Source organism: Bradyrhizobium sp. AUGA SZCCT0431, assembly GCF_018131065.1.
Taxonomy (GTDB): domain Bacteria; phylum Pseudomonadota; class Alphaproteobacteria; order Rhizobiales; family Xanthobacteraceae; genus Bradyrhizobium.
The window spans coordinates 290165-312885 of sequence record NZ_JAFCLR010000001.1; the positions used below are offsets into that span (position 1 = coordinate 290165).

Below are 22721 nucleotides of genomic sequence, written 5' to 3' on the forward strand. Positions count from 1 at the left end.
GCTTCGCCCTTCGGGCTACGCGTGGCGCAGCCACGACGGAGCCTGATGGGCGAAGCGTGGTGCCCGGCATAGCCCGAAGGGCGACGGCGGGCCTGGGCAAGCCTCAATTTCCCCGAAGTAGGTAACCCGCATGAGCGTAGCGACATGCGTGCGCCCCCTAGGCCATTAATCATGGCGTTCTAAGCATCATAGAACCAACCATGCACTAGGAGGTGACCATGCGGCTATCGTCGCTGTTCACGGGATTGCGGCGGCAGAAGCCACCTCGGTCGGAAATTTGGCCAATCCACAATGATCTCGTAGCCGCCGAAACAAGGTTGCGAAAGCTAAGGCGAGGTTTTCAAAGGGTCTCGCGACGCTGGGACCGGCCTATCAAGCTTCGAAAGCTTTATCGCACTGTTACGATTGCGGCGATTGTCGCTACCGCAAGCTTCGCATTGACTTGGTATTTTCTGACCAGTCCGTGGCCACTTATCCCAACGGTCAAACACCTTGCAGCATTTCCAAACTGTGGTGCAACGAGGTTGGTAGGTCTGGCTCCTGCGTACATGCGACAACCCGGATACTGGACTCACAATGATCGGGACGGCGACGGGATCGCATGCGAACCGTACAGACCACCATTACGGCATTAAATAGTGCGGTACCGCTATGAATGCGCTTCACCCTTCGGCTACACGTGGTACCCAGCACAGGCGAAGGGCGACGACGGGCTGTTTCAACACACAGAGTACGTAGCGGGGTCTGCCGGAAAGTCCCGGATATCGCTTCGCTCATCCAACACCCCTCACCTCCCCGTAAACCGCGGCGGCCGCTTCTCCATGAAGCTCGCCACGCCCTCTTTGAAATCGCTGCCCTTGAGCGCGATCTGCATTTCCCGGTTGGCGTCGATGGTGGCTTCGGCGAGCGTCTGGAACGGCACGTCGTAGAGCTGGCGCTTGATCACCGAGATCGCGCTGGGCGAGACGAAATCGGCGAGGTCGCGGGCATAGGCGTAGGTCTGCTCGCGCAACTGATCCGGCGCATAGAGCCGGTTGACCAGGCCGATGCGCAGCGCTTCCTCGCTGGAGACGCGCCGCGAGGACATCAGCAAATCGAGCGCGTTGGCATGGCCGACGATCCGCGGCAGCATCCAGCTGATGCCATGCTCGGCGATCAGCCCGCGGCGCGAGAACGCGGTCGTGAACACGGTGTTGTCGGCGGCAAAGCGCAGATCGCAATACAGCGCATGGACGAGGCCGATGCCGGCGGTGGCGCCGTTGAGCATGCCGATCACGGGCTTTGGAATCGCCGGATAATAAGCGTAGCGCGTCTGCCAGTCGGCGCGCCGGTTCATGTCGAACGGCGTGTTCTCGACGCGCCTGATTTCGTTGGGATCGATCCCCTTCAGCCCTTCCATATCGGCGCCGGCGCAGAACGCGCGACCCGCGCCTGTCAGCACGATGACGCGCACATTGTCATCGGCAGCCGCCGTTTCCATCGCATGGCGCACGTCGCGCTCCATGATCGCTGTCCACGCGTTCATGCGGTCCGGCCGGTTGAGCGTGACGGTCGCGACCTTGTCGCTCACTTCGTACAGAATGTGTTGGTAGGTCACCGCGATCTCCCTGTTGTTTTCTGTTGTTGAATTTCGCGCGCGCGCCTTTTCGGCCACGCCATGCGGACAGATTAGCACATCTGATGATTTTGAAAGGCGTGTGGAGGCGCGGGGAAATTCCGCGTGGCGGCTATTCCGCAGCTGCCGACATGATCGACATCGGCATGCGCTTGAGCCAGCCGGCGATGAATTGCTGCAGCCACGCGCGCTCAGCGACGTCGTGCACCGCGCGATCGGCAAAGTGCGAATGCGGCGCCCGCGCACCCGGCAAATCCATTGTCTCGCAGCGCGTGGTCCAGCGATGCATCATCGCGTAGGTCACGTCGGGGTGAAACTGGAAGCCGAAGGCATGGCCGGACTGGAATGCCTGCACCGGAAAGTCGTCGCCCTCCGCCAGCAATTCGGCGTCGGCCGGCAGCTCGAACCCCTCGCGGTGCCAGTGGTAAACCTGATCCGGCCAGTTCGGGCAGACCGCGTGGCCGGCTTTCGTCGGACGAATCGGGTAGTAGCCGATCTGGGTACGGCCTTGCGGATGGGGTGCTACCGGCGCGCCCAATTGTTTGGCGAGCATCTGGGCGCCGAGGCAGACGCCGAGGAACGGCCGCTGCTCGCGCAGGGGAACCTCGATCCAGTCGATCTCCCGGCGCACATATTCGTCGCCGTCATTGGCGCTCATCGGGCCGCCGAAGATCACCGCGCCGGCATGCAGATCCAGCGTCTCCGGCAGAGGGTCGCCAAACCTCGGGCGGCGAATGTCGAGGGTATGCCCCAGCGCACGCAGCGCGTTGCCGACCCGGCCCGGCGCTGACGTCTCCTGGTGCAGGACGATCAGGACCGGCAGCAGAGGTGGCAGCAGGGTTTCTGGCGCGGCAGCCAGCGCCCTTCGCCCCGGAAAGGGCAGGACGTTTTCGCCATTTTTTCGCGACCGGAACGACATCGACGTGCTCAGGGCCTCAAACCAAAACCATACCTAAGTGAGTATTAATTTCAGGTGAGTTCATGCGGACTTGCAAAAATTTGTAAGCAAATCGCGGGCCAGAGCGTCTGTGAGGCGTATCACGCCGCCTTTTAGCGCTTGCGCAGCTGGAAACGGCAGACCGCCGCCAGAATGAAAGAGCGCGGAAACAGCCGGAGCAGGAACGGCACGATCTTGATGCCGAGACCGGGCAGCACCGCGCGCTTGTTGGCCATCAACCCGTCATAGGCCTGCCTGGCGACATCGGCGGGCATGACGTTGAGGATCGCCGAATCAAATCCGGGCGCGAAGCCGGCTCGGGCCTGGAACTCCGACGGTACCGGGCCGGGACACACCACGGTCACGCGCACGCCACGCGGCGCCAGTTCCGCCCGCATCGCTTCGGTGAACGACAATACATAGGCCTTGGACGCGTAATAGACCGCCATGCCCGGGCCCGGCAGAAAACCCGCGATCGAGCCCAAATTGAGCAGGCCGCCGCGATGGCGGATCAGCTGATCGGCAAACCGCAGCGACAGATCCGTCAGCGCGCGGATGTTGACCGTGATAATGTCGAGCTGATCGGCGCGATCGCGCTGGATCGCCTTGCCGAACACGCCGAAGCCCGCATTGTTGACGACATATTCCACTTCGACGCCGGCCGCCGTCAGTGCGTCGGCAATCTTGTCACCCGCACCCGTTTGGGTGAGATCGCAGGGAATCACGATCGGCGCCGCACCGCCTGCCGCGGTGATTTCAGCCGCCAATGCCGTCAGCCGGTCCGCGCGCCGCGCCACCAGCGCCACACGATGACCCCTGGAAGCAAACACGCGCGCCAGTTCGGCGCCTATGCCCGCCGATGCACCGGTAATCAGCGCCACACGCTCAGTCACGATCGAATACTCTTAAATGAATTACGGAAATGCCGCCCTGCGGCAGAACGAGAGCATAGGCTTGTGGTGCGACGCAAGCCACCCCGCAAGCATATCGCCATGCAAAGGCACGCGCTCGCTGAATCGAAGTCCAGTATTTTCAGGTCTATCGCACGCCGGGATCGCGGGCCGCGCTCCACATTAAAGTTTCGTCATCTGCGGCTAGGCACAGCCCTTACGTTGTCGCGTCGGCCGCCTTCGAAGCGCCCGCGAGGGGCTTGCCTTGAGACTTGCCTTCAGAATTTCCTTGCCGCTCCGCGACACGGTGCTTGAGATCGATCCGGTCGCGCGACGAGACGCCCAGGAGATCTGCGGCGCGCCAGAGCACGTTATCCTCGAACTCGGTGACGTCACCGTCGGCATAGACCATTTCCCACATCATCTCGACGATGCGGAGCCGCCCCTCCTCATTCACCGACCGCATGATGACGCTGGTGAAATGGTAGAGATCGACCGCGTCGCCTTCGACCCGCGTCGCCGAGGCAATCAATCGGTCCGCGGTGCCGGGATCGAGCTCAAAGCGGCTTTCGATCAGGCTGTGCAACTTGCGCTTCTCCAGCGCCGTCGGCTCGCCGTCGAGCGAGACGACATGAACCAGCAGCGCCGTCGCCGCCAGAAGATACCCGGTATCATCGAACGCCCGATCCCGATCCGCATCGGGAGAGACAATGTCGGCGATGAATTGGCGAAGTCCGTCGAGCATCGACACCTCTATGGAACGAAGATTGATAGCGGTTATATGGCGTGGAAAATCAGGCCGCGCAATGCGCGGGGGCTGCCGGGGAAGCATTACGTTTAGGCAATCTGGATATGACGTCGTCATTCCGGGATGGTCCGAAGGACCAGACCCGGAATCTCGAGATTCCGGGTTCGATGCGTTGCATCGCCCCGGAATGACGGACTCACCTCACGGTATTTCGTACACCACGATCTTGTCGGCGATGCCGCGTAGCGCCGCCTGTTTCTGGATCGGCTTGATCGCTTCCCTCTCGAGGATGCCGGCAACCGCAGGCGACTCGATCACCGGACCGGTGATGTGCATCTCCTGCGAGGTCGACAGGCTCTGCACACGGGCGGCGATATTCACGGTCTGGCCGAAATAGTCCTGCCGCTCGTTGAGCATGACGGCAAGACACGGGCCCTCGTGAATGCCGATCTTGACGACGAGGTCCTCGGTGCCGCGCGCAGCATTGAGGGCGTCCATCGCGGAGCGCATGCGCAAGCCCGCAACGATCGCATGTTCGGGCTTGATGAACGTCGCCATCACGGCATCGCCAATCGTTTTGACGACGGCGCCCTTTTCCGACGAGATGATTTCCAGCAGCGCGTGGAAATGCGCGCGCACCAGGTCGAACGCGGCGAGATCGCCGACCCGCTCGTACAAGGCGGTGGATCCTTTCAGATCGGTGAACAGGAAGGTCAGCGACGTGATCTTGAGGCGTTGATCGACGCTGAGATTGTCGGCCTTGAACACGTCGCGGAAGGTCTGGTTCGACAGCATCCGCTTGGCCGTGAGAAACGGCTTCCGCTTGCCGATCAGGTGATGCATCACATCACCCGCGATAAAGACCGTAGGCAACGTCCGCACATCGGCCTGATTGTCGAGCGACAATCGCAGCGGTCCCGGACGCATGGTCCTGGTTCCGCCTGTCGGCGTCGGGGTCTTGTTGTAGACCAGCGACAGCTGCTGGCGTTCCTTGGTCGGCTCGCCCTGAACGTCGATGAACTCAGCCGAATGTGTCACCGGTTCGAACACGATGATGAATTCTTTCGGCAATTGCAGCGACAGCACCGCCTTCTCGCCCGCCGGCAGTTCGAGCGTATCCAGCGTCACTTCGTCGGCCAGCGTCGCGACATCAGCCTCATCGAAATCGATGCCCGAACTCCAGAATATCTGCTTGTAGTATTCCCAGACTGGCAGCGTATTGGGATCGTGCGCGGCGATCCGCCTGACCCGGGGGCTGACGGTAAAGGCCACCTCGACCTGCTCGTCGACCGAGGCCTCGTAACCGCAGGCGCAAAGACCGCAATGGTAGTCGTCCGGACTGAGCGATTTCAGCGTGCTGTGGGCGCCGAGCACGCCGCCGCAACCGGGGCACAACACGTTCCAGGTCAGGTCGAACAATCCAAGCCGCGACGCGTGCAGAAAGCCCGAAATCACCCGCTCTTCGTCAAGCCCGCTCCGCTTCGCAAAATCCAGCACGTTGATGCGGTTGAGCTCATGATCCTGGCCGTTCTCGACCGCAAGCCGGATCGCATCGGCCACCGCGGGATCGGCGGTCTGATTGAGCATGGAAAATTGCGCTTTGACGTCACTCATGATCGCAACCTAGAGCAGATTGGGTGGGCCTCCAAGCGAGGCGTTGAGCCATGCCGCATCACCGCGGCACGATGGCAAACAGCGGTGAGCGGTCCGGCTGGGTCGTCACCACGCCGACCGGCATCACCGGCGCCTTGTCGACCATGCCGACACGGAACGCGCCGATCATCTTGGCCAGCGCCAGCACCGCCTCGACCAGCGCGAAATGCGCGCCGATGCAGACGCGCGCGCCGACGCCGAAGGGCAGATAGGCGAAGCGATCGGGCGGCGTCCCCGTCATGAACCGCGAGGGCACAAACGCGTTCGGATCACGCCAGAGCTTTTCGTGCCGGTGCAGCAGCCACGGCGCGATCAGCACGACGTCGTTTTTCTTCACCGGCATGCCGCCGATCGTATCGGGCCCGGCTGCCGCGCGTATGATCAGGAAAGCGGGCGGGTAAAGCCGCATGGTCTCGTCGACCACCGCGCGGGTGAATTTCAACCGCTCGATCTCAAGCTCGCCATTGACGCTCGCGCCCTGCACCTCGGCCGCAACTTGTTCCTGGGTCGTGGGGTCGAGTGCCAGAAGATAGAGCGACCAGAACAGCGCGGTGGCAGTCGTCTCGTGGCCGGCGAGAATCATGGTCGCGACTTCATCGCCGAGCTGTTCGTCGGTGAAGGCCTCGCCGGTTTCGGGATCGCGCGCCGCGCCCATCAGGTCGAACAGATCGCTCGGCGGGGCGCCTTCGGTCTTGCCGGCGGCGCGGCGCTCGGCCATCAGCATGCCGACAAAGGCCGTCCAGCGCTTGCGGAAGCGGGCGCGCGCGAAATCCTGCGGGCTTGGCCAGCGCGGCGGCAGCAGCATGTCGAGAAAATGCGGCGATGCCAGCCGCTCGCCATACTCCGTCACGAAATTGCGCAAGGCGGCGCCGTGGCGGTCCATACCGAACGAAAACATCGTGCGTCCGGCAATCTCGAGCGTCATCCGCTGCATCGCTTCGCGCAAATCGACCGGCGCATTGCTGGCGGCCCTGAGCTTGGCGATGGTCTGATCGGTTGCCGACAGCATGTGCGGAACCAGCGTCGTCACCGCGCGCGGCGTGAAGGCCGGCGACAGCGTTCGGCGCTGATGTTTCCAGGCGCGTCCCTCGGCGGTCAACAATCCGTCGCCGACCAGCGGCCGCAGCACCCGGAAGCTGGCCGGCGTGCGCGTATAATTCTCGTAATTGTCGACCAGGACATGCCGGATGGCGTCCGGCGTGTTGAGAATGAAAGTGCTGCGCCTGAAGAAACGGCCGCGGACGATGTCCTCTTCATAGGCCCGCTGGCCCCAGCTGCCGATCACGTTCTCGCGGATCGCCTTGATCCGCCGCAGCATCGTCATGTCGTCGGGCGCACGCGGCGGGCTCGGTGGCACCAGCGGCCGCGCGAGCGGCATGTCGTAGGCTTCGGCAATGCTCATAGGCGCCACTTTCGTAGCCCGGATGAGCGAAGCGATATCCGGGATGGTGCCAAAGCCCCGCATATCGCTGCGCTCATGCGGGCCAAAATCTATCCAAGATCTATCTATGTCTCCGATCCCGGCATGACAAAGGCGCCGGCACCGGTAATAGTCGAGAAAACAGCTAATAAGTCAGCTCAGCTACCGCAATCCGGTTTTCCGCTGCCGGCCAGGCCCGCGCCACAATTCGCTCCTGGTTGAACAGCGCCACCACGGCGCGGCCAGCCTCCTCGGCCGGAAGCCGCAAGGTGGTGACCGAATCGGTCGGCACGCCCGGTTTCACGTCCTTGGGCTCCTTGCCGTCGAACAGCACCACGTCGCGCGGCAGGCCGAAATAGCCCCGCGGCCGCGACATCAGCACGACAGCGCCGGCACCGGAATCGGCAGACCCGAGCGGCCGGGCGGCCCGCAAATGCAGGATGTCGGAGGAGCGCGGGAATGGCGAGCGGTAAAAATGCGTCGTGGTCGCGTGCGGCGAGGTCAGCACGATTTCGAGATACCAGCTGGGGTCGACCTGCGCCGGACCCCAGCGGCCATCGGCGCCGGTCTGCGAAGAATGAATCGGCCCGCCATTGCGTTCGCCGGTCTCGGCGGAGACGCGATAGACATCGACCGATGCGCCGGACACCGGACGGTTGGTCTGAACGCCGGTCGGCGTGCCCGTCACCAGCCCGCTCAGCTTGACCTGCGCTTCCGGCACGATGTCGAGACGCGACGGTTCGCGGCCGGCAATGAATTTGTAGATCTCGCGGAACGCGCGCGGATGGTACGCGGTCTCGCGATGATCGATTGCCCCGAGCGCCAGATTGGTTGCACCCTTCAGCGCCGGACCTTCTGTGGTCACGCCGGTTGGCGTGCCCGGCTTGCCGACGAAGCGGCCGTCGGCTTGCGCGAATTTGTCGATGCCGTCGCTGCGCAGCGTCAGAAACGCCGTGCCCGCCGTGACTTCGTTTTCGCCCTCGTTCAGGCCGCGCAGAAAGGGCCCGCGGCCGTTGAACTCGCCGCCGAGGCCGTCGTCCCAGTCATAGACGCCGTGGTTGGGAACGCCGCACAGCACGGCATGGCTGACATCGCCGCCGCCGCCGTTCTTGACATAATTGCGGATCGAATTGCCGCCGCGCGAATTGCCGACCAGCGCGACGCGCGGCGCACCGGTGCGACGCTTCAGTTCCTTGATGGCCTCGGCGAGTTCGCGGCGCTGGTCTTCGGTCGACGAACGGTTCGGCTGCTCCACCTTGTCGTCGCTGCGCGCCAGGGGATCGGTGAAATTGATCGCGAACATCCGCTCGTGCGGCACGCCGTTCGACTCCATCCGCCACAGCGTGGTGATCCAGAGCGCCGCATGATCGCCATTGCCATGCACGAACAGGATCGGCGGAATCTCGGCGGCGGCAGGCACAGCCGGCGCAGCCTGTGCCAACACCTGAAATCCGAAGGGGCCGCCCAGCAAGGATAGCGCGCCGGCGCTTTTCAGGATCGATCGCCGCGATAGGCTCATTTTGTGACCTTCCGTTACTTTTCAGTACTTTAGCTGTGTCCTAGCACCACCGAGGGCGGTGTAACTACTGGACAGGGCAGGGTTTTCGCAGGCATCACTTTAAAATCAAATGGAATCAAACCGGTGACAGGGGACAGGCGGAACGGACCATGACCGACCAGGCGAAGCGCTCGCGTTTTGCCGCCGACAGCATCGCAGCGCCGCTGCGGCACGCGGTGTTCCGGCGGATCTGGCTCGCCAGCCTGGTGTCCAACCTCGGCCTGTTGATCCAGGGCGTCGGCGCGGCCTGGGCGATGACGCAGATGACGTCCTCGGCCGACAAGGTCGCATTGGTGCAAACCGCCCTGATGCTCCCCATCATGCTGATCTCGATGCCGGCCGGCGCCATCGCCGACATGCACGACCGGCGCGTCGTGGCGCTGGTCTCGCTGTCGATCGCACTGGTCGGCGCCACCGCGCTGACCGTGCTGGCGTGGTTCAACCTCGTCACCCCGAATGTGCTGCTGGCGCTGTGCTTCATCGTCGGCTGCGGGATGGCGTTGTTCGGGCCGGCCTGGCAGGCCTCGGTCAGCGAGCAGGTGCCGGCGGAAACGCTGCCGCAGGCCGTCGCGCTCAACGGCATCAGCTATAACATCGCGCGAAGCTTTGGACCGGCGGTCGGCGGCATCGTGGTCGCGACCGCGGGTGCGGTCGCAGCGTTCGCGGTCAACGCGGTGCTCTATCTGCCGCTGATGGTCGTGCTGTTTCTGTGGAACCGCACCCACGAGCCGTCGCGCCTGCCGCGCGAGCGCCTCAACCGCGCGATGGTCTCCGGCGTGCGCTATATCGCCAACTCGCCGTCGATCCGCATCGTGCTGATACGAACATTGGTCACCGGACTGATCGGCGGTTCGGTCTCTGCGCTGATGCCGCTGGTGGCGCGCGATCTGCTGCATGGCGGCGCGCAAACCTACGGCATCATGTTGGGCGCCTTCGGCATGGGCGCCGTTATCGGGGCGCTCAACATCACCGAAGTGCGCAAGCGGCTGAGCGGCGAAGCCGCGGTGCGCGCCTGCGCGATATCGATGGCCGGCGCGATTGCCGCGGTGGCGTTCAGCAAGAACGCGGCGCTGACCGCAGCGGCCCTCGTGCTTGCCGGCGGCGTGTGGATGCTGGCCGTCGCGCTGTTCAACATCGGCGTGCAGCTGTCGGCGCCGCGCTGGGTCGCGGGCCGCTCGCTGGCGGCATTCCAGGCCGCGATCGCCGGCGGCATCGCGGTCGGAAGTTGGGGCTGGGGCCATCTGACGGACTACGCCGGCGTCGAGGCCGCATTGCTGGTCTCCGCAGGCCTGATGCTGGTTTCGCCAATCCTCGGCATCTGGCTGCGCATGCCGCCGGTCGGCGCGCGCAACGAGGCTGCCACCGAGGTGCTGGCCGATCCCGAAGTGCGGCTGTCACTGACCGGACGCAGCGGACCGCTGGTGGTCGAGATCGAATATCGCGTGGCGCAGGACAACGCCCGGCTGTTCCACAATGTGATGCAGGAAGTGCAGCTGAGCCGCCAGCGCAACGGCGCCTATGGCTGGTCGATCGCGCGCGACATCGCCGATCCCGAATTGTGGACCGAACGCTATCACTGCCCGACCTGGCTGGATTATCTGCGCCAGCGCAACCGCGCGACGCAATCCGAACGCGCGTTGCACCAGCGCGCGATCGACTTCCACCTCGGACCCGAGCCGATCCGCGTGCGCCGCATGCTGGAGCGGCCGTTCGGATCGGTGCGCTGGAAGGAAGATACGCCCGACCGCGCCGCCAACGAGGTCTTGCCGGTCGCGACCGTGGCGGGGAGTAGTACGTAGATATCTCAGCTGTCATTCCGGGGCGATGCGCAGCATCGAACCTCAGATGCGCAATTGCGCATCGGGGAATCTCGAGATTCCGGGTCTGCGCTTCGCGCATCCCGGAATGACGGAGATAAAGATTAATTACCGCCCGTGGCTGGCCAGCGTTTGCTGACAGCCCTTGCTGATACGGGCGCGGTTCTGCTGCAGGCATGCCAGCACGACCATGTCGCCGTCATTCATCTGGGCGCGGCAGAAGCGCGAGACGTCGCGGGCGCAGGCGTCATGGCCCGGCTGCTGCTGCGCCGAAGCCGTCGACGTCATGAGAACCAACGGAATAATGAAAAGAAATCTGGTCATCTTAGTTGCCTTCACACACAGCAATAAACGATCCCCGCCTTCTATCGCGTTTTCAGGCGAAAGCCAGCCCGGACCTGGTCCGGCCAAAAACGGTTTGGCGCGGGAAATCGGCGGCCGGCGAACGCAAAAAACGCCTGCGTCGCATCGACGCAAGCGCTTTTCTAGAGAGCCGAGGCGGAATGGGATTATTGCGCGGCGACCTTGCTGGACTTCTGCGCGGCGAAATCGCGGTCCATCACAGCGCGGCAACCGCCGGAGAGGTTGGCGCGATTCTTGACCATGCAGGCGGTGATCTTCGGAATGTTCGGGATTTCGGAGCTGCAGAGGCGGAAGGCATCGCCTGTACACTGCGAGCGCGCCTCTTCGCTGAAGGCATAGCCAGCGGTCGAGGTAACAGCGGAAAGCGAGGCGGCAACGGCCAGCGCAATGCTGACGTTGCGAACGGTGGTGAAGAAAGCGGTCATTTTCGGCTCCCATTGGCGCCGCGGATGCGGGGCCCGTTGTTGATGACCGACCGTGCACTCCGCCCACCATTCCCGCTGTGACGTTCATCACACAGAGATAAGCCCCTAATTTTCCTGAACTCCCGGCGCCGTGTTGGGGAGGCGTTAAGACCTTATTGGCATTAATGGCCCGTTGCGTTGTGTCCCTTGCGTTATGTGGAAAGTGTAGCGATGCGTAATGCGTTAGGCCTGATGCTGGCCACTGTTGTTTCGGCGGCTGTGATCGCCGGTGTTTGGTTCTGGACCTCCTCGCCGCGTGCTGATGCGGCCCCTCAAACTGTCGCCGCCCGCAAGGCCGAGCCGTTGCCGGCCGCCGCCAAGCCGAAGGATGACGTCGAGGTAACGGCGTCGCTCACCAAGCCGGCCCCGCCGCCCGCACCTGCAGCGCCGGTGGCCGCAAAACCGGTTTGCGCCAATCCCGATGCGCTCGGCGTCAGCCGCACGGTCATTATCGACACCACGGGCGGACCGGGCTTCGGCTTCCTGCAATACAAGCAATTCGACTTCCTGACCGAGAAGGAGGTCGTGCTGACCTTCGACGACGGTCCGTGGCCGACCACACCTGCAGTGCTGAAGGCGCTGGCGGACGAATGCACCAAGGCGGTGTTCTTCCCGGTCGGCAAGCACACCACCTATCACCCGGAAATCCTCCGCCAGGTTTACGTAGCCGGGCACACCGTCGGCTCGCACACCTGGTCGCACGCGCATCTCGACAGCAAGAAGATGACGGAAGCGCAGGCCAAGGAAGAGATCGAGAAGGGCTTCAGCGCCGTGAAGATGGCGATCGGCGCTGCACCCGCGCCGTTCTTCCGCTTCCCCGGGCTCGGACACACCCAACCCACGCTGACCTATCTCGGCACGCGAAACATCTCGATGTTCTCGGTCGACGTCGATTCCAACGACTTCAAATCGAGCGGTCCCGATCAGGTGATCCAGAACGTCATGACCAAGCTCGACAAGCAGGGCAAGGGCGTCATCCTGATGCACGATCTGCAGAAGCACACGGCGACCGCCTTGCCGACGCTGCTGCGCCGCCTCAAGGCCGGTGGCTACAAGGTCGTGCTGATGAAGGCCAAGGTGCAGATCGAGACGATGGCCGAGTATGACGCGATGCTGGTCAAGGACCTCAAGGTCCCGACCGTCGCCAGCCGCCCGATCGCCAGCGTGGTGCAGACGGCTCAGGACTAAGGCGATAGCGGCAGCGCCGCCAACGCAATCATCCCAAGCAGCAACGCGCCCCCGGATTGATCCGGGGGCGCGTCTTCTTTTCCAAGGTTACCAGTAGATGCCGTGCCGACGCAGTTCGTTGATGATGCGCGCTTCGTTCCAGTAACGCTTCTTCCGGGGCTTATCGTAGCGCGGACCTTCGTCATACGGCCGACGCGAGTCGGTGTATCGGGGTTCGTCCTTGTATTTCGGCTCATCCCGATATCGCGGTTCGTCTTTAAACCGTGGTTCGTCCTTGTATCGCGGCTCGTCCCTGGTGCGTTCGGGCTTGGGTTCGACGATCGCCGGACGCTCGACATATTTCGGAGCCTCGGTCTTCGGCGCGTCCGCCTTTGGCGCTTCGGCTGCTTGCGGGACTTCCGCCACGCGCGGGGCTTCGGCGGTCTGCGAAATTGTGTTTGCCTTGGCGGCAGGTGCCGGCGCGGTCGTCTGCAGGCCGCTTCCGGCCAGCGAGAGGCTCCGGTTATCCCCTCCTTGCGCGGTGGCAGATGCCAAAACGAACCCTGCGATCAGAATGATTTTGCGCATGATGTGTCTCCCGTTTTTGGTGGCGGGAAAACTAGGCAAGGACCGCGGATCGTTATGTGAGATAGGTCACGCAAGGGCGTGCGACGTGCGGGGTGACAGCATTCGAACCAGTGAGCCCGCAAAACACTACCGGGGCCGTGCTGCGTCGTCGGCCAGTTCCAGGGGATCTTGAGCGGCCTCAAAACGGGGAATGAGGTCGGCGGGAAGTGCAACCAGCTTGGCTGCACGGTTGGCGGACGATCCAAACACGGTGGCTGCCGCGACGTGCTTTGCGAGTTGCGTATAGTCGTTCCAAATCAAATAGAACATCAGCGGTGGCTGCTCTCCATTATCAAGCAATTGGCTGGCACGTTCGCCGGCTCCCTCGGTTAGCCACCATTGGTGCGCCAACGTGACTATCCTTCGAAAATTACGAATCGTGCCGGACTGCTTGCTGGGGTGAACGCCGGACAACTGTGCGCAATGTGTCAACCAATTGAGGCCGGCCAAAATAGCAATCGCAAAATCGGTCGTCGCAGTTCCGGTGAAATCGATCACGGTCTCGTCGTGAGGGCGCTGAAACAAGTAAGCGTTCATCATCTCGATCTGGCGGTCCGCACCGGTCAGCAACTCGAATTGCGGGCTTGGCACCATCGTGACATATCGCATCGCTTCGAGCCGGGTGTGATCCCAAACCGAGCCGATGTCGCCATCCAGATCCGAAAGCGCACGCTTGCAGGCCGGATAGATCAGTTTGCCGTTATCGGCATCATCGAGGTATCGCGGAACGCGGCGGCGTATTTCTTCAAGGATCGCGTGCGATCCACCGACGCGTTCCTGGTCGGCGGACTTCGTCGAAGGCTTTTTCGATTTCCACCAGTCAAACACTGCCTTGCCCTCTGGCCAGGCGAAGAAATCAGGAGCAAAGCCAGATAATAGCAACCGCCATTGGCAAGCCCAAGACCAGGGCAACGGCAATTGTCGATGTGAATGCGGAAAGCAAATTTACCCCCAGTTGCACCTTGCCCGGTTCAGACATGGCTCTACTCCACGGTTCGGAATGGCAAAAAGCCGTCACCGGGACAGCGGAGACGGCTTCTCGCCGCACACTCGTTTCCAGAAGGGACGGACGAAGGGTGCGCCGACATGGTTAATGGAGGGTTAACGGCGCAGCATAGGCAGGGGAAATGCTGCCGCGGCGATTGCTTGCGCCCTACTCAGTCTTGGTTTCAACGAAATACTGGTGCCGCAAACAGGACTCGAACCTGTGACCCCGTCATTACGAATGACGTGCTCTACCAACTGAGCTATTGCGGCGGACCAGACGCAGCGTTCGGCAACTGGGCCGAAAACGCGTGCCACCTGATATCGGGCAGCGCCCGCCTTGGCAAGAAAAACGCTTGCCCCCGCGCCTACTCCCCGCCCCAGCGTGACAAAAATCCCCGCCAGCCGCCGGCCTGGGCCTTGGGCGGGCCGATTTGCTGGGCGAATTCGTCCGGAGGGCCGTCTTCGTCGATTCCCGGATCGTCCGGCGCCCGGACGATGGGAATCACGGCCGGAATCGGCGCCGGAACCGCCTTCGGAATGTCCTGGCGGGCGCGAAACAGCGGCGCGGCAACGGCAGGCGCCGGTTGGGCGGGCGACGGCGCCGGTGCGGGTGACGGCTCAGGCTCCGCGGCAGGGGCCGGTTCCGGTTCGACGCTGGCGGCCGGCGGCGCGTTGTCCTGGGCAGCCGCAGCTGCGGGCGCGGCAACAGGCTCCGGCGCGACGGGCGCTACCGGTTCCGCCGGCTCGCTTTCGACCGGGGCTGCAGCCGGCGGCTCGAGCACGACCGCGCGGCGCGGCGTCGCCAGCATCGCCTCTTCGAACGGCGAGGATTCGATGGCAGGGCCCTTGTCGGACGGCAAGGCCGCGACCGGCGTCTGCCACTGGAAGGCGTCGAGGCGGCCGGTGACCGGCGAGACCGGCCGCCAGCGATCGCTGACATAGCCATCCGCGGTCCAGGCCGGATCGTGCAGCGCGCGCACCGCGCGCAAGGTCCACGCCCGCGCCCGGCCGCTGTCGCCGTGTTCGGTGCGCTCGATCTCCGCCATCAGCAGCGCCACCCGCTGCGTCGGCGCTGTGATGAACGGCGCCAGCGCTTCGCGCGCTTTCGTGAATTCGGAGGCGTCGATCGCGGCGCGCGCGATCGCAAGCGCGCCCTCGATATGGCCGGGCGCTTTCGCCGCCAGCGTTTCGACGCGCACCAGCCGCTGGCGCGCGGAATCGCCGAGCTTCACATGGGCATAGGCGTCGGCCAGATCAGGATGCGGCTGCGCCAGCCACGCGGTTTCGACCAGACGCATCGAACGCCGCACCTGATGCGCCTCGCTTTCGAATTTGCTCGCGAGCACCGCGGCCGGCACCAGCGTCGGCGCCAGCTTGACCGCCTCCATCACGCTCTGACGCGCGAGGTCGCGATCGACCTTCTCCAGTTCAAGCGCGCGCGCCGTCAGCAACACGCCGCGGTGACGACGATAGGTCGCCTTGTCGATCAGTCCCGAGGATTGATTGTTGTCGAGAATGCGGAGCGCGCCGGTCCAGTCGCTCTTGGCGCAGCAGAACCCGAGCACGGCATGCGACGCCCATGACGATGACGGCGACAGTTTCAGCGCTTCCTCGGCGACCATCACCGCCGCGACCGGATCATCCGCGCGCTGCGCCTCGATGAACAGGCCGCGCAGGCCGAGTAGCCGCGTATCCTCGCGCTCGGCCATGGCGTGGAAGGCGCGCTGCGCGCCTTCGCGATCGCCATCGAGCTGCGCCGATTGCGCTTCCAGCAGCAGCGCCAGCGGATCCTGCGCCGCATGGCGCCGCGCGACTTCGGCATGCGCGCGGGCGGCGGTGGAATCGCCGTGACCGATCGCGAGCAATCCCTGCGTGATCGCATGCCGGCCGCGGGCGTGGCGCTTCTCGCGCCGGTTGCGACGCAGGCGCGCCGGCGTGCGCCACAATCCGCGCAGGATCGCCCACAGCATGACAGCCGCAACGATGACGATGCCGAGCCCCGCCACGAACCTCGGCAACGTGGTCGATATTTTCAGATTGCCCGACAACAGCACGACATCGCCGGGCTGCTCGGCTACCCACGACGCGCCGGCCGCACCAAGCGCGATCAACAGCAGAAACAGAATGATCCGGACCATCGGATTCCTTATTGCGCCGGTTTGGCGAGCACGGCCATGGCGTCGGCCGCAAATTGACGGGAGGCGGCCAGCGCGGCATCGCGCGCATCGGCCTTGTCGAGCCAGGCTTGCGCCGGGGCGCGATCGGCCGGCGCCAGCGTTTTCAATTCGCGCCGCGCTTCATTGGCATCGTTGCGCAACGCCGCCGCGGTCGCCCGCGCCACCACCGCGCCGCGATCACTGCCGGCGGTATCGGTGCGTTCGATGCGGACCAGTTTGGCGGCGCCGGCCTGCAACCGCTCGACGATGCCCGAACCGGTCGTGGCGGTGTCCTGCGGCACCGCCGGCGACAATTTCGGCACCAGCGTCAGCAATTCGCCCGAGAGCTTGCTGGCGTTCGGCACGCCAGTGGCCGCGAACGGCTCGAGCGGCTTCAGCGCGTCGGCGTTGGGCGCCAGTGCCTTCGCCGTGGTCAGCGCCGCGGGATAGGGATCGCCGGTTCGGACGAGAACATCGAGCAGGGCCGCCGCCACCACCCGGCGCAGCGGCTGATCGTCGGCAGGTTTCGGATCGACCGGCTTTTCGGCGATCTTGCTGCCCTGCTGCGCGATCTCCGCAGCCTGCGCCCGTACGGCGTTTTCGATCTTCGCGATCTGTTCGTTGATCCCGGAGAGATCAGGTGCGGCTGCGGGAGGACCGTCGGCGCGCGGCGCGGATTTCACCTCGTTAAGCGCGGAAGCAAGTTTTTCGTTTTGCGTGCGCGCGGTTGTGAGTTCGCCGCGCAGCGCGGTGAGTGATTTTTCCAGCGTATCAATCCGCGCCAGGGAAGCGGGATCGGCCACCGGCGCGGCGGGCTTGCTGGTTTTGGTTTCGAGGCCCGCGATACGCCCAGTGAGATTGTCGATCGCGGCATTGAGTTGCGGGGCGGGAGGCGCTGCCGCCGGCTGAACGGCGGGCCAGCCCAGCATCCAGCCGACGCCGATCACGAGCGCGGCCGCCACCGCGCCGGAGACGGGTGCAACGATCCAGGGCGAGACCGGTGCCGGCGCGGGCACCGGTTGCGGCGCCGGTTCCGCCGCAGCCGCCGCGGTTGCAGTCTCGGTGTCGGCCGCCGCAGCCTCAGACGCAGCGGTCTCGGGCGCCGCGTTATCCGCGCTCGTTGCATCGTCTGCTTTCGCGGTCTCGCTGGTCACTTCGGTCGCCTCGAGATCGATCGTCGGCGGCTCGCGCTTAGGCCGCTCCGATTCGGGCAGTGATCCCTGATTTTCGGGCCTGTCGTCGACCATCGCAGCGGTTCCCTTAGCGTGAGTTGCCCTGAACCTATCAGAATCGGGCGGGGTTAGGCCAATCGGGTCCGCAAAGCACGGCTCAAAGCCTCGAACAAGGCATTTTCGTCGGCCTGGGCGGCCGCCGTGACCTGCGTCGCGCCGGCATCGCGCAAGACGGCGGCAACGGCAGCGGAAATGCAGCATTGTGGCAGCGCCAGCGCCGATATTTCGACGCCGCCCGACCGCGCCGCGTTCAAAAAGGCGCGCGCGCTGCGGCGTGAATAGTGCAACACCGCCTCGACCTGGTTCGCCACGAAAGCGTCACATATTTCCTGCGGCAGGCTGGACGCCGGAATCATCCGGTAGGTCGTGTGCGTCACGACGGTAAACCCCTTCTCGCCCAATTCGCCCGCGAGATCGCGCGCGAGATCGGCGCCGGCCAGATAGAGCAGCGTGCTGGCTTTCTTGAGTTGCTTCGATTTCACAGCTCCCAGCACCAGATCGCGCAGCGCACCGGCGTCGCCCCTGGCCGCAATCACCTCGCTGAAACCAGCGTCGCGGGCAGCCGAGGCGGTGTGTTCGCCGACCGCGAACAGCGGCAATTTCAACAGCCGGCTATCGGCCAGATGCGGCGCGATGGCGCGCAGCGCATTGGCTGACGTGACGATGATGGCGCCGTAACGGGCAACGGCATCGTCATGGAACGGCACCGCCTCAAATCGCAGCATCGGCGCCCGGAGCACTTCAAACCCCCTGGCGCGAAGGGCTGTGGCGGTGGCCTCATCGTCCGGATGCGGGCGCGTGACGAGAACGGCCATGCCTCAGATCTCCAAAAATGTCTTGGCGCAACCCTTGGCGCAAGAAAAAGCCTTGGCGCAAAGATTTCGGCTTTAGCCGGCGATTGCACCTAGAGACCTCGTAATGCTACCGGGTTACGGAAGCGTTGTTTTGACCTGACGCGCAAGGGATCAAATTGGATAACGACACGCCGATGCTGGTGCTGGGTATCGAGACCACCTGCGACGAGACCGCGGCGGCGGTGATCGAGCGGGCGAGCGACGGCAGCGGCCGGATCCTGTCCAATATCGTGCGCTCGCAGACCGAGGAGCACGCCCGCTTCGGCGGCGTGGTGCCGGAAATCGCGGCGCGCGCCCATGTCGATCTGCTCGACGGCATTGTCGATAGCGCGATGAAAGAGGCCGGAATCGGCTACACGCAATTGTCGGCGGTCGCGGCCGCCGCGGGGCCCGGCCTGATCGGCGGGGTGATCGTCGGCCTCACCACCGCAAAGGCGATCGCGATGGTGCACGACACGCCGCTGATCGCGGTCAACCATCTCGAGGCCCACGCGCTGACGCCGCGGCTGACTTGCGCGCTGGCGTTTCCCTATTGCCTGTTCCTTGCCTCGGGCGGTCACACCCAGATCGTCGCGGTGGTCGGCGTCGGCAAATATGTCCGGCTCGGCACCACCGTCGACGACGCCATGGGCGAAGCCTTCGACAAGGTCGCAAAGATGCTGTCGCTGCCCTATCCCGGCGGGCCAGAGGTAGAGCGCGCGGCCGCCGGCGGCGATCCAAAGCGATTTGCGTTTCCGCGCCCGATGCTCGGGCGGCCGGATGCGAATTTCTCGCTGTCGGGACTGAAGACCGCCGTGCGCAACGAAGCCAGCCGGATGATGCCGTTGGAGCCGCAGGATGTCAGCGATCTCTGCGCCAGTTTCCAGGCCGCGGTGCTGGAATCCACCGCCGATCGATTGAGCGTCGGCCTGCGGCTGTTCCACGAGCAGTTCGGTCCACCGCGCGCCCTGGTCGCGGCCGGCGGCGTCGCCGCCAATCACGCGATCCGCGACGCCCTGCAGGATGTGGCGGCGAAAGCGCAGACCACGCTGATCATTCCGCCGCCGGCGCTCTGCACCGATAACGGCGCGATGATCGCCTGGGCCGGCGCCGAGCGGATGGCGCTCGGGCTGACCGATACGATGGATGCGCCGCCGCGCGCGCGCTGGCTGCTCGATGCCAATGCCGCCGCACCGGCGGGCTACGCCAACACCAGGGCGGGATTTTAAAGATGCCGTCTGAGAACACCGTCGCGGTGATCGGCGCTGGCGCCTGGGGCACGGCGCTTGCGGCCGTCGCGGCGCGCGCGGGCCGCGATGTCATCCTCTATGCACGCAACGCCGAAAACGCCGCGCAAATGAAGATGGCGCATGCCAATCCGCGGCTGCCGGGCATGCGCCTGGACCAGCGCATCGAAATTACCAACCGCATCGCGGCCGCGGCCGGCGCCCACATTATCCTGATCGCAACGCCCGCGCAGAATTTGCGTGAAGCGGCCCTGGCGCTGGCCCCGCATCTGAAGAAGGCGACGCCGGTTATCGCCACCGCCAAGGGCATCGAGCGCGGCACGCATAAATTCATGACCGAAGTGATCGCGGAAGCCGCCCCCGACGCGATACCTGCGATCCTGTCGGGACCGAGCTTCGCCGACGATGTGGCGCGCGGACTTCCGACCGCCGTGACGCTGGCGGCAAAGGACGAAGCACTGGCAAGCGCGCTGGTGCAGGCGCTCGGCTCATCCACCTTCCGGCCCTATCACACCACGGATATCCGCGGCGTCGAGATCGGCGGGGCGGCGAAGAACGTGCTGGCAATCGCGGCCGGCATCGTTGAAGGACGCAAGCTCGGCGCCTCGGCGCTGGCTGCCTTGACCACGCGCGGCTTCAGCGAACTGGCACGGCTCGGTCGCGCCTGCGGCGCGCGCGCCGAAACCCTGGCGGGGCTTTCCGGATTGGGCGATCTGATCCTGAGCTGCTCCAGCCTGCAATCGCGCAATTTCGCGCTCGGCATCGCGCTCGGACGCGGCGAGCAACCGGCGCGCGACAAGCTTGCGGAGGGCGCATTCACCGCGCCCGTGCTGATCGAGCTGGCGGCTTCGCAAAATGTCGACATGCCGGTATCAAATGCGGTCGCGGCGATCCTGGCCGGCAAGGTGACGATCGATGCCGCGATCGAAGGCCTGCTGACGCGGCCGTTCAAGGCGGAGGAATAGATGGCGTACTGGCTGGTGAAGTCCGAGCCCTCGGTGTGGTCGTGGGATATGCAGGTTGCGAAAGGCGCCAAGGGCGAAGCCTGGACCGGCGTGCGCAATTTCACCGCGCGGCAGAATCTCGTGGCGATGAAAAAAGGCGACCGGGCCTTCTTCTACCACTCCAACGAGGGCAAGGAGATCGTCGGCATCGCGGAGATTATCAAGGAAGCCTATCCCGATCCGACCGACAAGACCGGAAAGTTCGTCTGCGTCGACATCAAGGCCGACAAGCCGCTGAAGACCCCGGTGACGATGGCCGCGATCAAGGCCGACAAGAAACTCGCCGCGATGGCGCTGGTGAAATATTCGCGGCTGTCGGTCCAGCCGGTCACCGCGGACGAATGGAAGATGGTCTGCAAGATGGGCGGATTGTAGGGCCTCGCGTTTGCCGCACAGCGTGGCGGTCAGCGCGTTCACGCCGGTCTTCGACGCGCCAGCGGCGGTATCCAGCGGGTCAGACACAAAATCGCGAAAACAACCCCATGCAAAGTATCGGGATCCCTGCTGGAAGGTAATATAGCACCGCGTCCCGGGACCTTAACCATTCCTTATCCCGTAGTACTCCCCGATTCCTTTTGCAGGAGAAATTTAGCATTTCGGGCGCTAACTCCGCGACGTGCGGCAAGCACGCCAGCGGGAGAGATACGCCTTGAGATCGGGTTCCAGCAGCCTGAACGCGACGCCGCTCGACGACGCGGCGGACGTGCTCGTGACGCCGGCGCTCGAAGCCGAGACCGAGCGGCTGCTGTCCCAGCGCACGCGCGACATCCAGTTCTCTCCCGAAATGATCCGCGCCTACCGCAAGAAGGACTGGCCGCAACGCAGCAAGATTGCGCGCGCCTGGATGGTCTGGGTCGCCGCCATCAGCGTGGCCTTTGTGCCGCTCAGTTACCTTCTCGCTCCCGATTTCCTCATCCTCACCACCGCCATCAGCGGATTGCTGGTTCCGGCGCTGCACGCCTGCGCCTATCTGGTCTGGCGCAAGCCCCGCAGCGCCGCGGTCGAAGGCCTGTCGCTGCTGCTCTTGATGACCAGCGTCATGATGGCGTACGGCGTCATCGCCGTCGCGGCCGGTGGCAGCAATTATGAGCGCTTCCTGATCTGCATCATGTACGTGAACACGATCGCGATCGTGGTGTTCAGCGTCGACTATATCTGGACGCTGGCCCTGATGATCTGCTCCACCGCGATCTTCTTTGGCTTTGAGATCTTCAATCCAGCGACCGAACTCAAGGAGGCGGTCGGGACGTCGATCTTTTATGCGATGGGAATCTATGCGGCGACGATCGCGCGCAAGACACAATCGATCCTTGGGCAAAAAGCCTTCCTGCTGTCCTTGCGCAACCAGTATCGCAGCGACGCCCTGAGGCGCGCCAACCATCAATTGGAAATACTGGCGACGCGCGATCCGCTCACCGGCCTCGGCAACCGCCGTTCGGCGACCGATCTGATCGATCGGCTCTGGCGCGACCCGACGGTTCCGAAAGCCAGTATCGCGTTCATCATGGCCGATATCGACTTGTTCAAACATCTGAACGATACCGCCGGCCACGCCGCTGGCGACGCCTGCATCAGGCGGGTGGCAGATACGATCGAGGAATCGGTCCGGTTGGGCCTGGATGCGGTGTTCCGCTATGGCGGCGAGGAATTCCTCGTCGTTCTCGCGCATGCTACGCCCGATCTGGCCTGGACCATCGCGCAACGCATCCGCAGCGCGGTGGAGGCGCTCGGCATCGTCAATCCCGGAATTCATCCTGCAAACGATTCTGCCAGCGTGGTGACGATCAGCCTCGGCGTTGCGTTCGCGCAGGAAAACGCCGCACCGGAGATGGTCGCCAAATGGGCTGACGACGCCCTCTACGACGCCAAGCGCGGCGGCAGGAATATTGTGTTTTTGTCGAATGCGCATGCTGCCGCGGAGGATGTGCGCGACGCACCGCTCGTCAACGGACAGCCGGCGCAGAAGATTCACGTTCGATAAGAGGCGATCGTAGGGTGGGCAA

Annotated in this window: 22 protein-coding genes and 1 tRNA gene; 7 read left to right on the forward strand and 16 right to left on the reverse strand. The window is 64.3% G+C overall.

What is annotated here, in order from left to right; all coding sequences use genetic code 11:
* Positions 1 to 218: 218 nt before the first annotated feature.
* Positions 219 to 635, forward strand: a complete 417-nt coding sequence (locus JQ567_RS38540; protein WP_212437121.1) for an excalibur calcium-binding domain-containing protein — start codon at positions 219 to 221, stop codon at positions 633 to 635.
* A gap of 152 nt (positions 636 to 787) precedes the next feature.
* Here JQ567_RS38540 and JQ567_RS01310 read toward each other — a convergent pair whose 3' ends face one another.
* The 7 genes from JQ567_RS01310 to JQ567_RS01340 all read right to left on the reverse strand — a co-directional run bounded on the left by JQ567_RS01310 (position 788) and on the right by JQ567_RS01340 (position 8782).
* A complete protein-coding gene (locus JQ567_RS01310; RefSeq protein WP_212437122.1) occupies positions 788 to 1597 on the reverse strand; it encodes an enoyl-CoA hydratase in 810 nt (269 codons plus the stop codon).
* 130 nt (positions 1598 to 1727) lie between these two features.
* Entirely contained in the window at positions 1728 to 2534 is an 807-nt protein-coding gene (locus JQ567_RS01315) for a glutamine amidotransferase (protein WP_212437123.1), read from the reverse strand.
* 131 nt (positions 2535 to 2665) lie between these two features.
* A complete protein-coding gene (locus JQ567_RS01320; protein ID WP_212437124.1) occupies positions 2666 to 3445 on the reverse strand; it encodes an SDR family oxidoreductase in 780 nt (259 codons plus the stop codon).
* Between the two features lie 214 nt (positions 3446 to 3659).
* A complete protein-coding gene (locus JQ567_RS01325; RefSeq protein ID WP_212437125.1) occupies positions 3660 to 4187 on the reverse strand; it encodes a TerB family tellurite resistance protein in 528 nt (175 codons plus the stop codon).
* A gap of 204 nt (positions 4188 to 4391) precedes the next feature.
* A complete protein-coding gene (locus tag JQ567_RS01330) occupies positions 4392 to 5804 on the reverse strand; it encodes an adenylate/guanylate cyclase domain-containing protein (RefSeq protein ID WP_212437126.1) in 1413 nt (470 codons plus the stop codon).
* A gap of 58 nt (positions 5805 to 5862) precedes the next feature.
* Complete coding sequence (locus tag JQ567_RS01335) at positions 5863 to 7245, reverse strand: cytochrome P450 (RefSeq protein ID WP_212437127.1); 1383 nt, start codon at positions 7243 to 7245, stop codon at positions 5863 to 5865.
* A gap of 163 nt (positions 7246 to 7408) precedes the next feature.
* Positions 7409 to 8782 (reverse strand): hydrolase, encoded by a 1374-nt coding sequence (locus JQ567_RS01340; RefSeq protein WP_212437128.1) that lies wholly within the window; start codon positions 8780 to 8782, stop codon positions 7409 to 7411.
* A gap of 149 nt (positions 8783 to 8931) precedes the next feature.
* Here JQ567_RS01340 and JQ567_RS01345 point away from each other — a divergent pair, with 149 nt between their 5' ends.
* Positions 8932 to 10620 (forward strand): MFS transporter, encoded by a 1689-nt coding sequence (locus JQ567_RS01345; RefSeq protein WP_212437129.1) that lies wholly within the window; start codon positions 8932 to 8934, stop codon positions 10618 to 10620.
* A 126-nt stretch (positions 10621 to 10746) separates the two neighbouring features.
* Here JQ567_RS01345 and JQ567_RS01350 read toward each other — a convergent pair whose 3' ends face one another.
* Together JQ567_RS01350 and JQ567_RS01355 are read right to left on the reverse strand one after the other, a co-directional pair.
* On the reverse strand, positions 10747 to 10962 hold the full coding sequence (locus JQ567_RS01350) for a hypothetical protein (protein ID WP_212437130.1): 216 nt from the start codon (positions 10960 to 10962) through the stop codon (positions 10747 to 10749).
* A 185-nt stretch (positions 10963 to 11147) separates the two neighbouring features.
* Positions 11148 to 11426: a hypothetical protein gene (locus tag JQ567_RS01355; protein WP_212437131.1), complete on the reverse strand. Its 279-nt coding sequence runs from the start codon at positions 11424 to 11426 to the stop codon at positions 11148 to 11150.
* 210 nt (positions 11427 to 11636) lie between these two features.
* Between JQ567_RS01355 and JQ567_RS01360 the strand changes: the two genes are divergently transcribed.
* The gene (locus JQ567_RS01360; protein ID WP_212437132.1) at positions 11637 to 12653 is read left to right on the forward strand and encodes a polysaccharide deacetylase family protein; all 1017 of its coding nucleotides are present in this window, start codon (positions 11637 to 11639) and stop codon (positions 12651 to 12653) included.
* Between the two features lie 87 nt (positions 12654 to 12740).
* Here JQ567_RS01360 and JQ567_RS01365 read toward each other — a convergent pair whose 3' ends face one another.
* The 7 genes from JQ567_RS01365 to JQ567_RS01390 all read right to left on the reverse strand — a co-directional run bounded on the left by JQ567_RS01365 (position 12741) and on the right by JQ567_RS01390 (position 18449).
* Entirely contained in the window at positions 12741 to 13220 is a 480-nt protein-coding gene (locus tag JQ567_RS01365; protein WP_212437133.1) for a hypothetical protein, read from the reverse strand.
* Between the two features lie 126 nt (positions 13221 to 13346).
* Positions 13347 to 14087 (reverse strand): hypothetical protein, encoded by a 741-nt coding sequence (locus tag JQ567_RS01370; protein WP_212437134.1) that lies wholly within the window; start codon positions 14085 to 14087, stop codon positions 13347 to 13349.
* A gap of 28 nt (positions 14088 to 14115) precedes the next feature.
* Positions 14116 to 14238, reverse strand: coding sequence for a hypothetical protein (locus JQ567_RS38545; protein ID WP_283813455.1), 123 nt, complete (start codon positions 14236 to 14238; stop codon positions 14116 to 14118).
* Positions 14239 to 14440: 202 nt separating this feature from the next.
* A tRNA-Thr gene (locus JQ567_RS01375) sits at positions 14441 to 14516 on the reverse strand.
* Positions 14517 to 14611: 95 nt separating this feature from the next.
* On the reverse strand, positions 14612 to 16384 hold the full coding sequence (locus tag JQ567_RS01380) for a heme biosynthesis protein HemY (protein WP_212437135.1): 1773 nt from the start codon (positions 16382 to 16384) through the stop codon (positions 14612 to 14614).
* Between the two features lie 8 nt (positions 16385 to 16392).
* Entirely contained in the window at positions 16393 to 17649 is a 1257-nt protein-coding gene (locus tag JQ567_RS01385) for a COG4223 family protein (RefSeq protein ID WP_212437136.1), read from the reverse strand.
* Positions 17650 to 17702: 53 nt separating this feature from the next.
* Entirely contained in the window at positions 17703 to 18449 is a 747-nt protein-coding gene (locus tag JQ567_RS01390; protein WP_212437137.1) for a uroporphyrinogen-III synthase, read from the reverse strand.
* Positions 18450 to 18622: 173 nt separating this feature from the next.
* Between JQ567_RS01390 and tsaD the strand changes: the two genes are divergently transcribed.
* The 4 genes from tsaD to JQ567_RS01410 all read left to right on the forward strand — a co-directional run bounded on the left by tsaD (position 18623) and on the right by JQ567_RS01410 (position 22699).
* A complete protein-coding gene (gene tsaD, locus JQ567_RS01395) occupies positions 18623 to 19696 on the forward strand; it encodes a tRNA (adenosine(37)-N6)-threonylcarbamoyltransferase complex transferase subunit TsaD (protein WP_212437190.1) in 1074 nt (357 codons plus the stop codon).
* Between the two features lie 2 nt (positions 19697 to 19698).
* Positions 19699 to 20679, forward strand: a complete 981-nt coding sequence (locus JQ567_RS01400; RefSeq protein ID WP_212389471.1) for an NAD(P)H-dependent glycerol-3-phosphate dehydrogenase — start codon at positions 19699 to 19701, stop codon at positions 20677 to 20679.
* Positions 20680 to 21093, forward strand: coding sequence for an EVE domain-containing protein (locus JQ567_RS01405; RefSeq protein WP_212210296.1), 414 nt, complete (start codon positions 20680 to 20682; stop codon positions 21091 to 21093).
* Between the two features lie 274 nt (positions 21094 to 21367).
* Positions 21368 to 22699, forward strand: a complete 1332-nt coding sequence (locus JQ567_RS01410; protein ID WP_212437138.1) for a diguanylate cyclase — start codon at positions 21368 to 21370, stop codon at positions 22697 to 22699.
* The last annotated feature ends 22 nt before the right edge of the window (positions 22700 to 22721 follow it).

What these genes read in the sequence shown, in the direction of transcription:
- JQ567_RS38540 (WP_212437121.1), top strand. Translation starts at nt 219, where the DNA reads ATGCGGCTATCGTCGCTGTTCACGGGATTGCGGCGGCAGAAGCCACCT.
- JQ567_RS01315 (WP_212437123.1), bottom strand. Translation starts at nt 2,534, where the DNA reads ATGTCGTTCCGGTCGCGAAAAAATGGCGAAAACGTCCTGCCCTTTCCG.
- JQ567_RS01325 (WP_212437125.1), bottom strand. Translation starts at nt 4,187, where the DNA reads ATGCTCGACGGACTTCGCCAATTCATCGCCGACATTGTCTCTCCCGAT.
- JQ567_RS01330 (WP_212437126.1), bottom strand. Translation starts at nt 5,804, where the DNA reads ATGAGTGACGTCAAAGCGCAATTTTCCATGCTCAATCAGACCGCCGAT.
- JQ567_RS01335 (WP_212437127.1), bottom strand. Translation starts at nt 7,245, where the DNA reads ATGAGCATTGCCGAAGCCTACGACATGCCGCTCGCGCGGCCGCTGGTG.
- JQ567_RS01340 (WP_212437128.1), bottom strand. Translation starts at nt 8,782, where the DNA reads ATGAGCCTATCGCGGCGATCGATCCTGAAAAGCGCCGGCGCGCTATCC.
- JQ567_RS01345 (WP_212437129.1), top strand. Translation starts at nt 8,932, where the DNA reads ATGACCGACCAGGCGAAGCGCTCGCGTTTTGCCGCCGACAGCATCGCA.
- JQ567_RS01350 (WP_212437130.1), bottom strand. Translation starts at nt 10,962, where the DNA reads ATGACCAGATTTCTTTTCATTATTCCGTTGGTTCTCATGACGTCGACG.
- JQ567_RS01355 (WP_212437131.1), bottom strand. Translation starts at nt 11,426, where the DNA reads ATGACCGCTTTCTTCACCACCGTTCGCAACGTCAGCATTGCGCTGGCC.
- JQ567_RS01360 (WP_212437132.1), top strand. Translation starts at nt 11,637, where the DNA reads ATGCGTAATGCGTTAGGCCTGATGCTGGCCACTGTTGTTTCGGCGGCT.
- JQ567_RS01365 (WP_212437133.1), bottom strand. Translation starts at nt 13,220, where the DNA reads ATGCGCAAAATCATTCTGATCGCAGGGTTCGTTTTGGCATCTGCCACC.
- JQ567_RS38545 (WP_283813455.1), bottom strand. Translation starts at nt 14,238, where the DNA reads ATGTCTGAACCGGGCAAGGTGCAACTGGGGGTAAATTTGCTTTCCGCA.
- JQ567_RS01380 (WP_212437135.1), bottom strand. Translation starts at nt 16,384, where the DNA reads ATGGTCCGGATCATTCTGTTTCTGCTGTTGATCGCGCTTGGTGCGGCC.
- JQ567_RS01385 (WP_212437136.1), bottom strand. Translation starts at nt 17,649, where the DNA reads ATGGTCGACGACAGGCCCGAAAATCAGGGATCACTGCCCGAATCGGAG.
- JQ567_RS01390 (WP_212437137.1), bottom strand. Translation starts at nt 18,449, where the DNA reads ATGGCCGTTCTCGTCACGCGCCCGCATCCGGACGATGAGGCCACCGCC.
- tsaD (WP_212437190.1), top strand. Translation starts at nt 18,623, where the DNA reads ATGCTGGTGCTGGGTATCGAGACCACCTGCGACGAGACCGCGGCGGCG.
- JQ567_RS01400 (WP_212389471.1), top strand. Translation starts at nt 19,699, where the DNA reads ATGCCGTCTGAGAACACCGTCGCGGTGATCGGCGCTGGCGCCTGGGGC.
- JQ567_RS01405 (WP_212210296.1), top strand. Translation starts at nt 20,680, where the DNA reads ATGGCGTACTGGCTGGTGAAGTCCGAGCCCTCGGTGTGGTCGTGGGAT.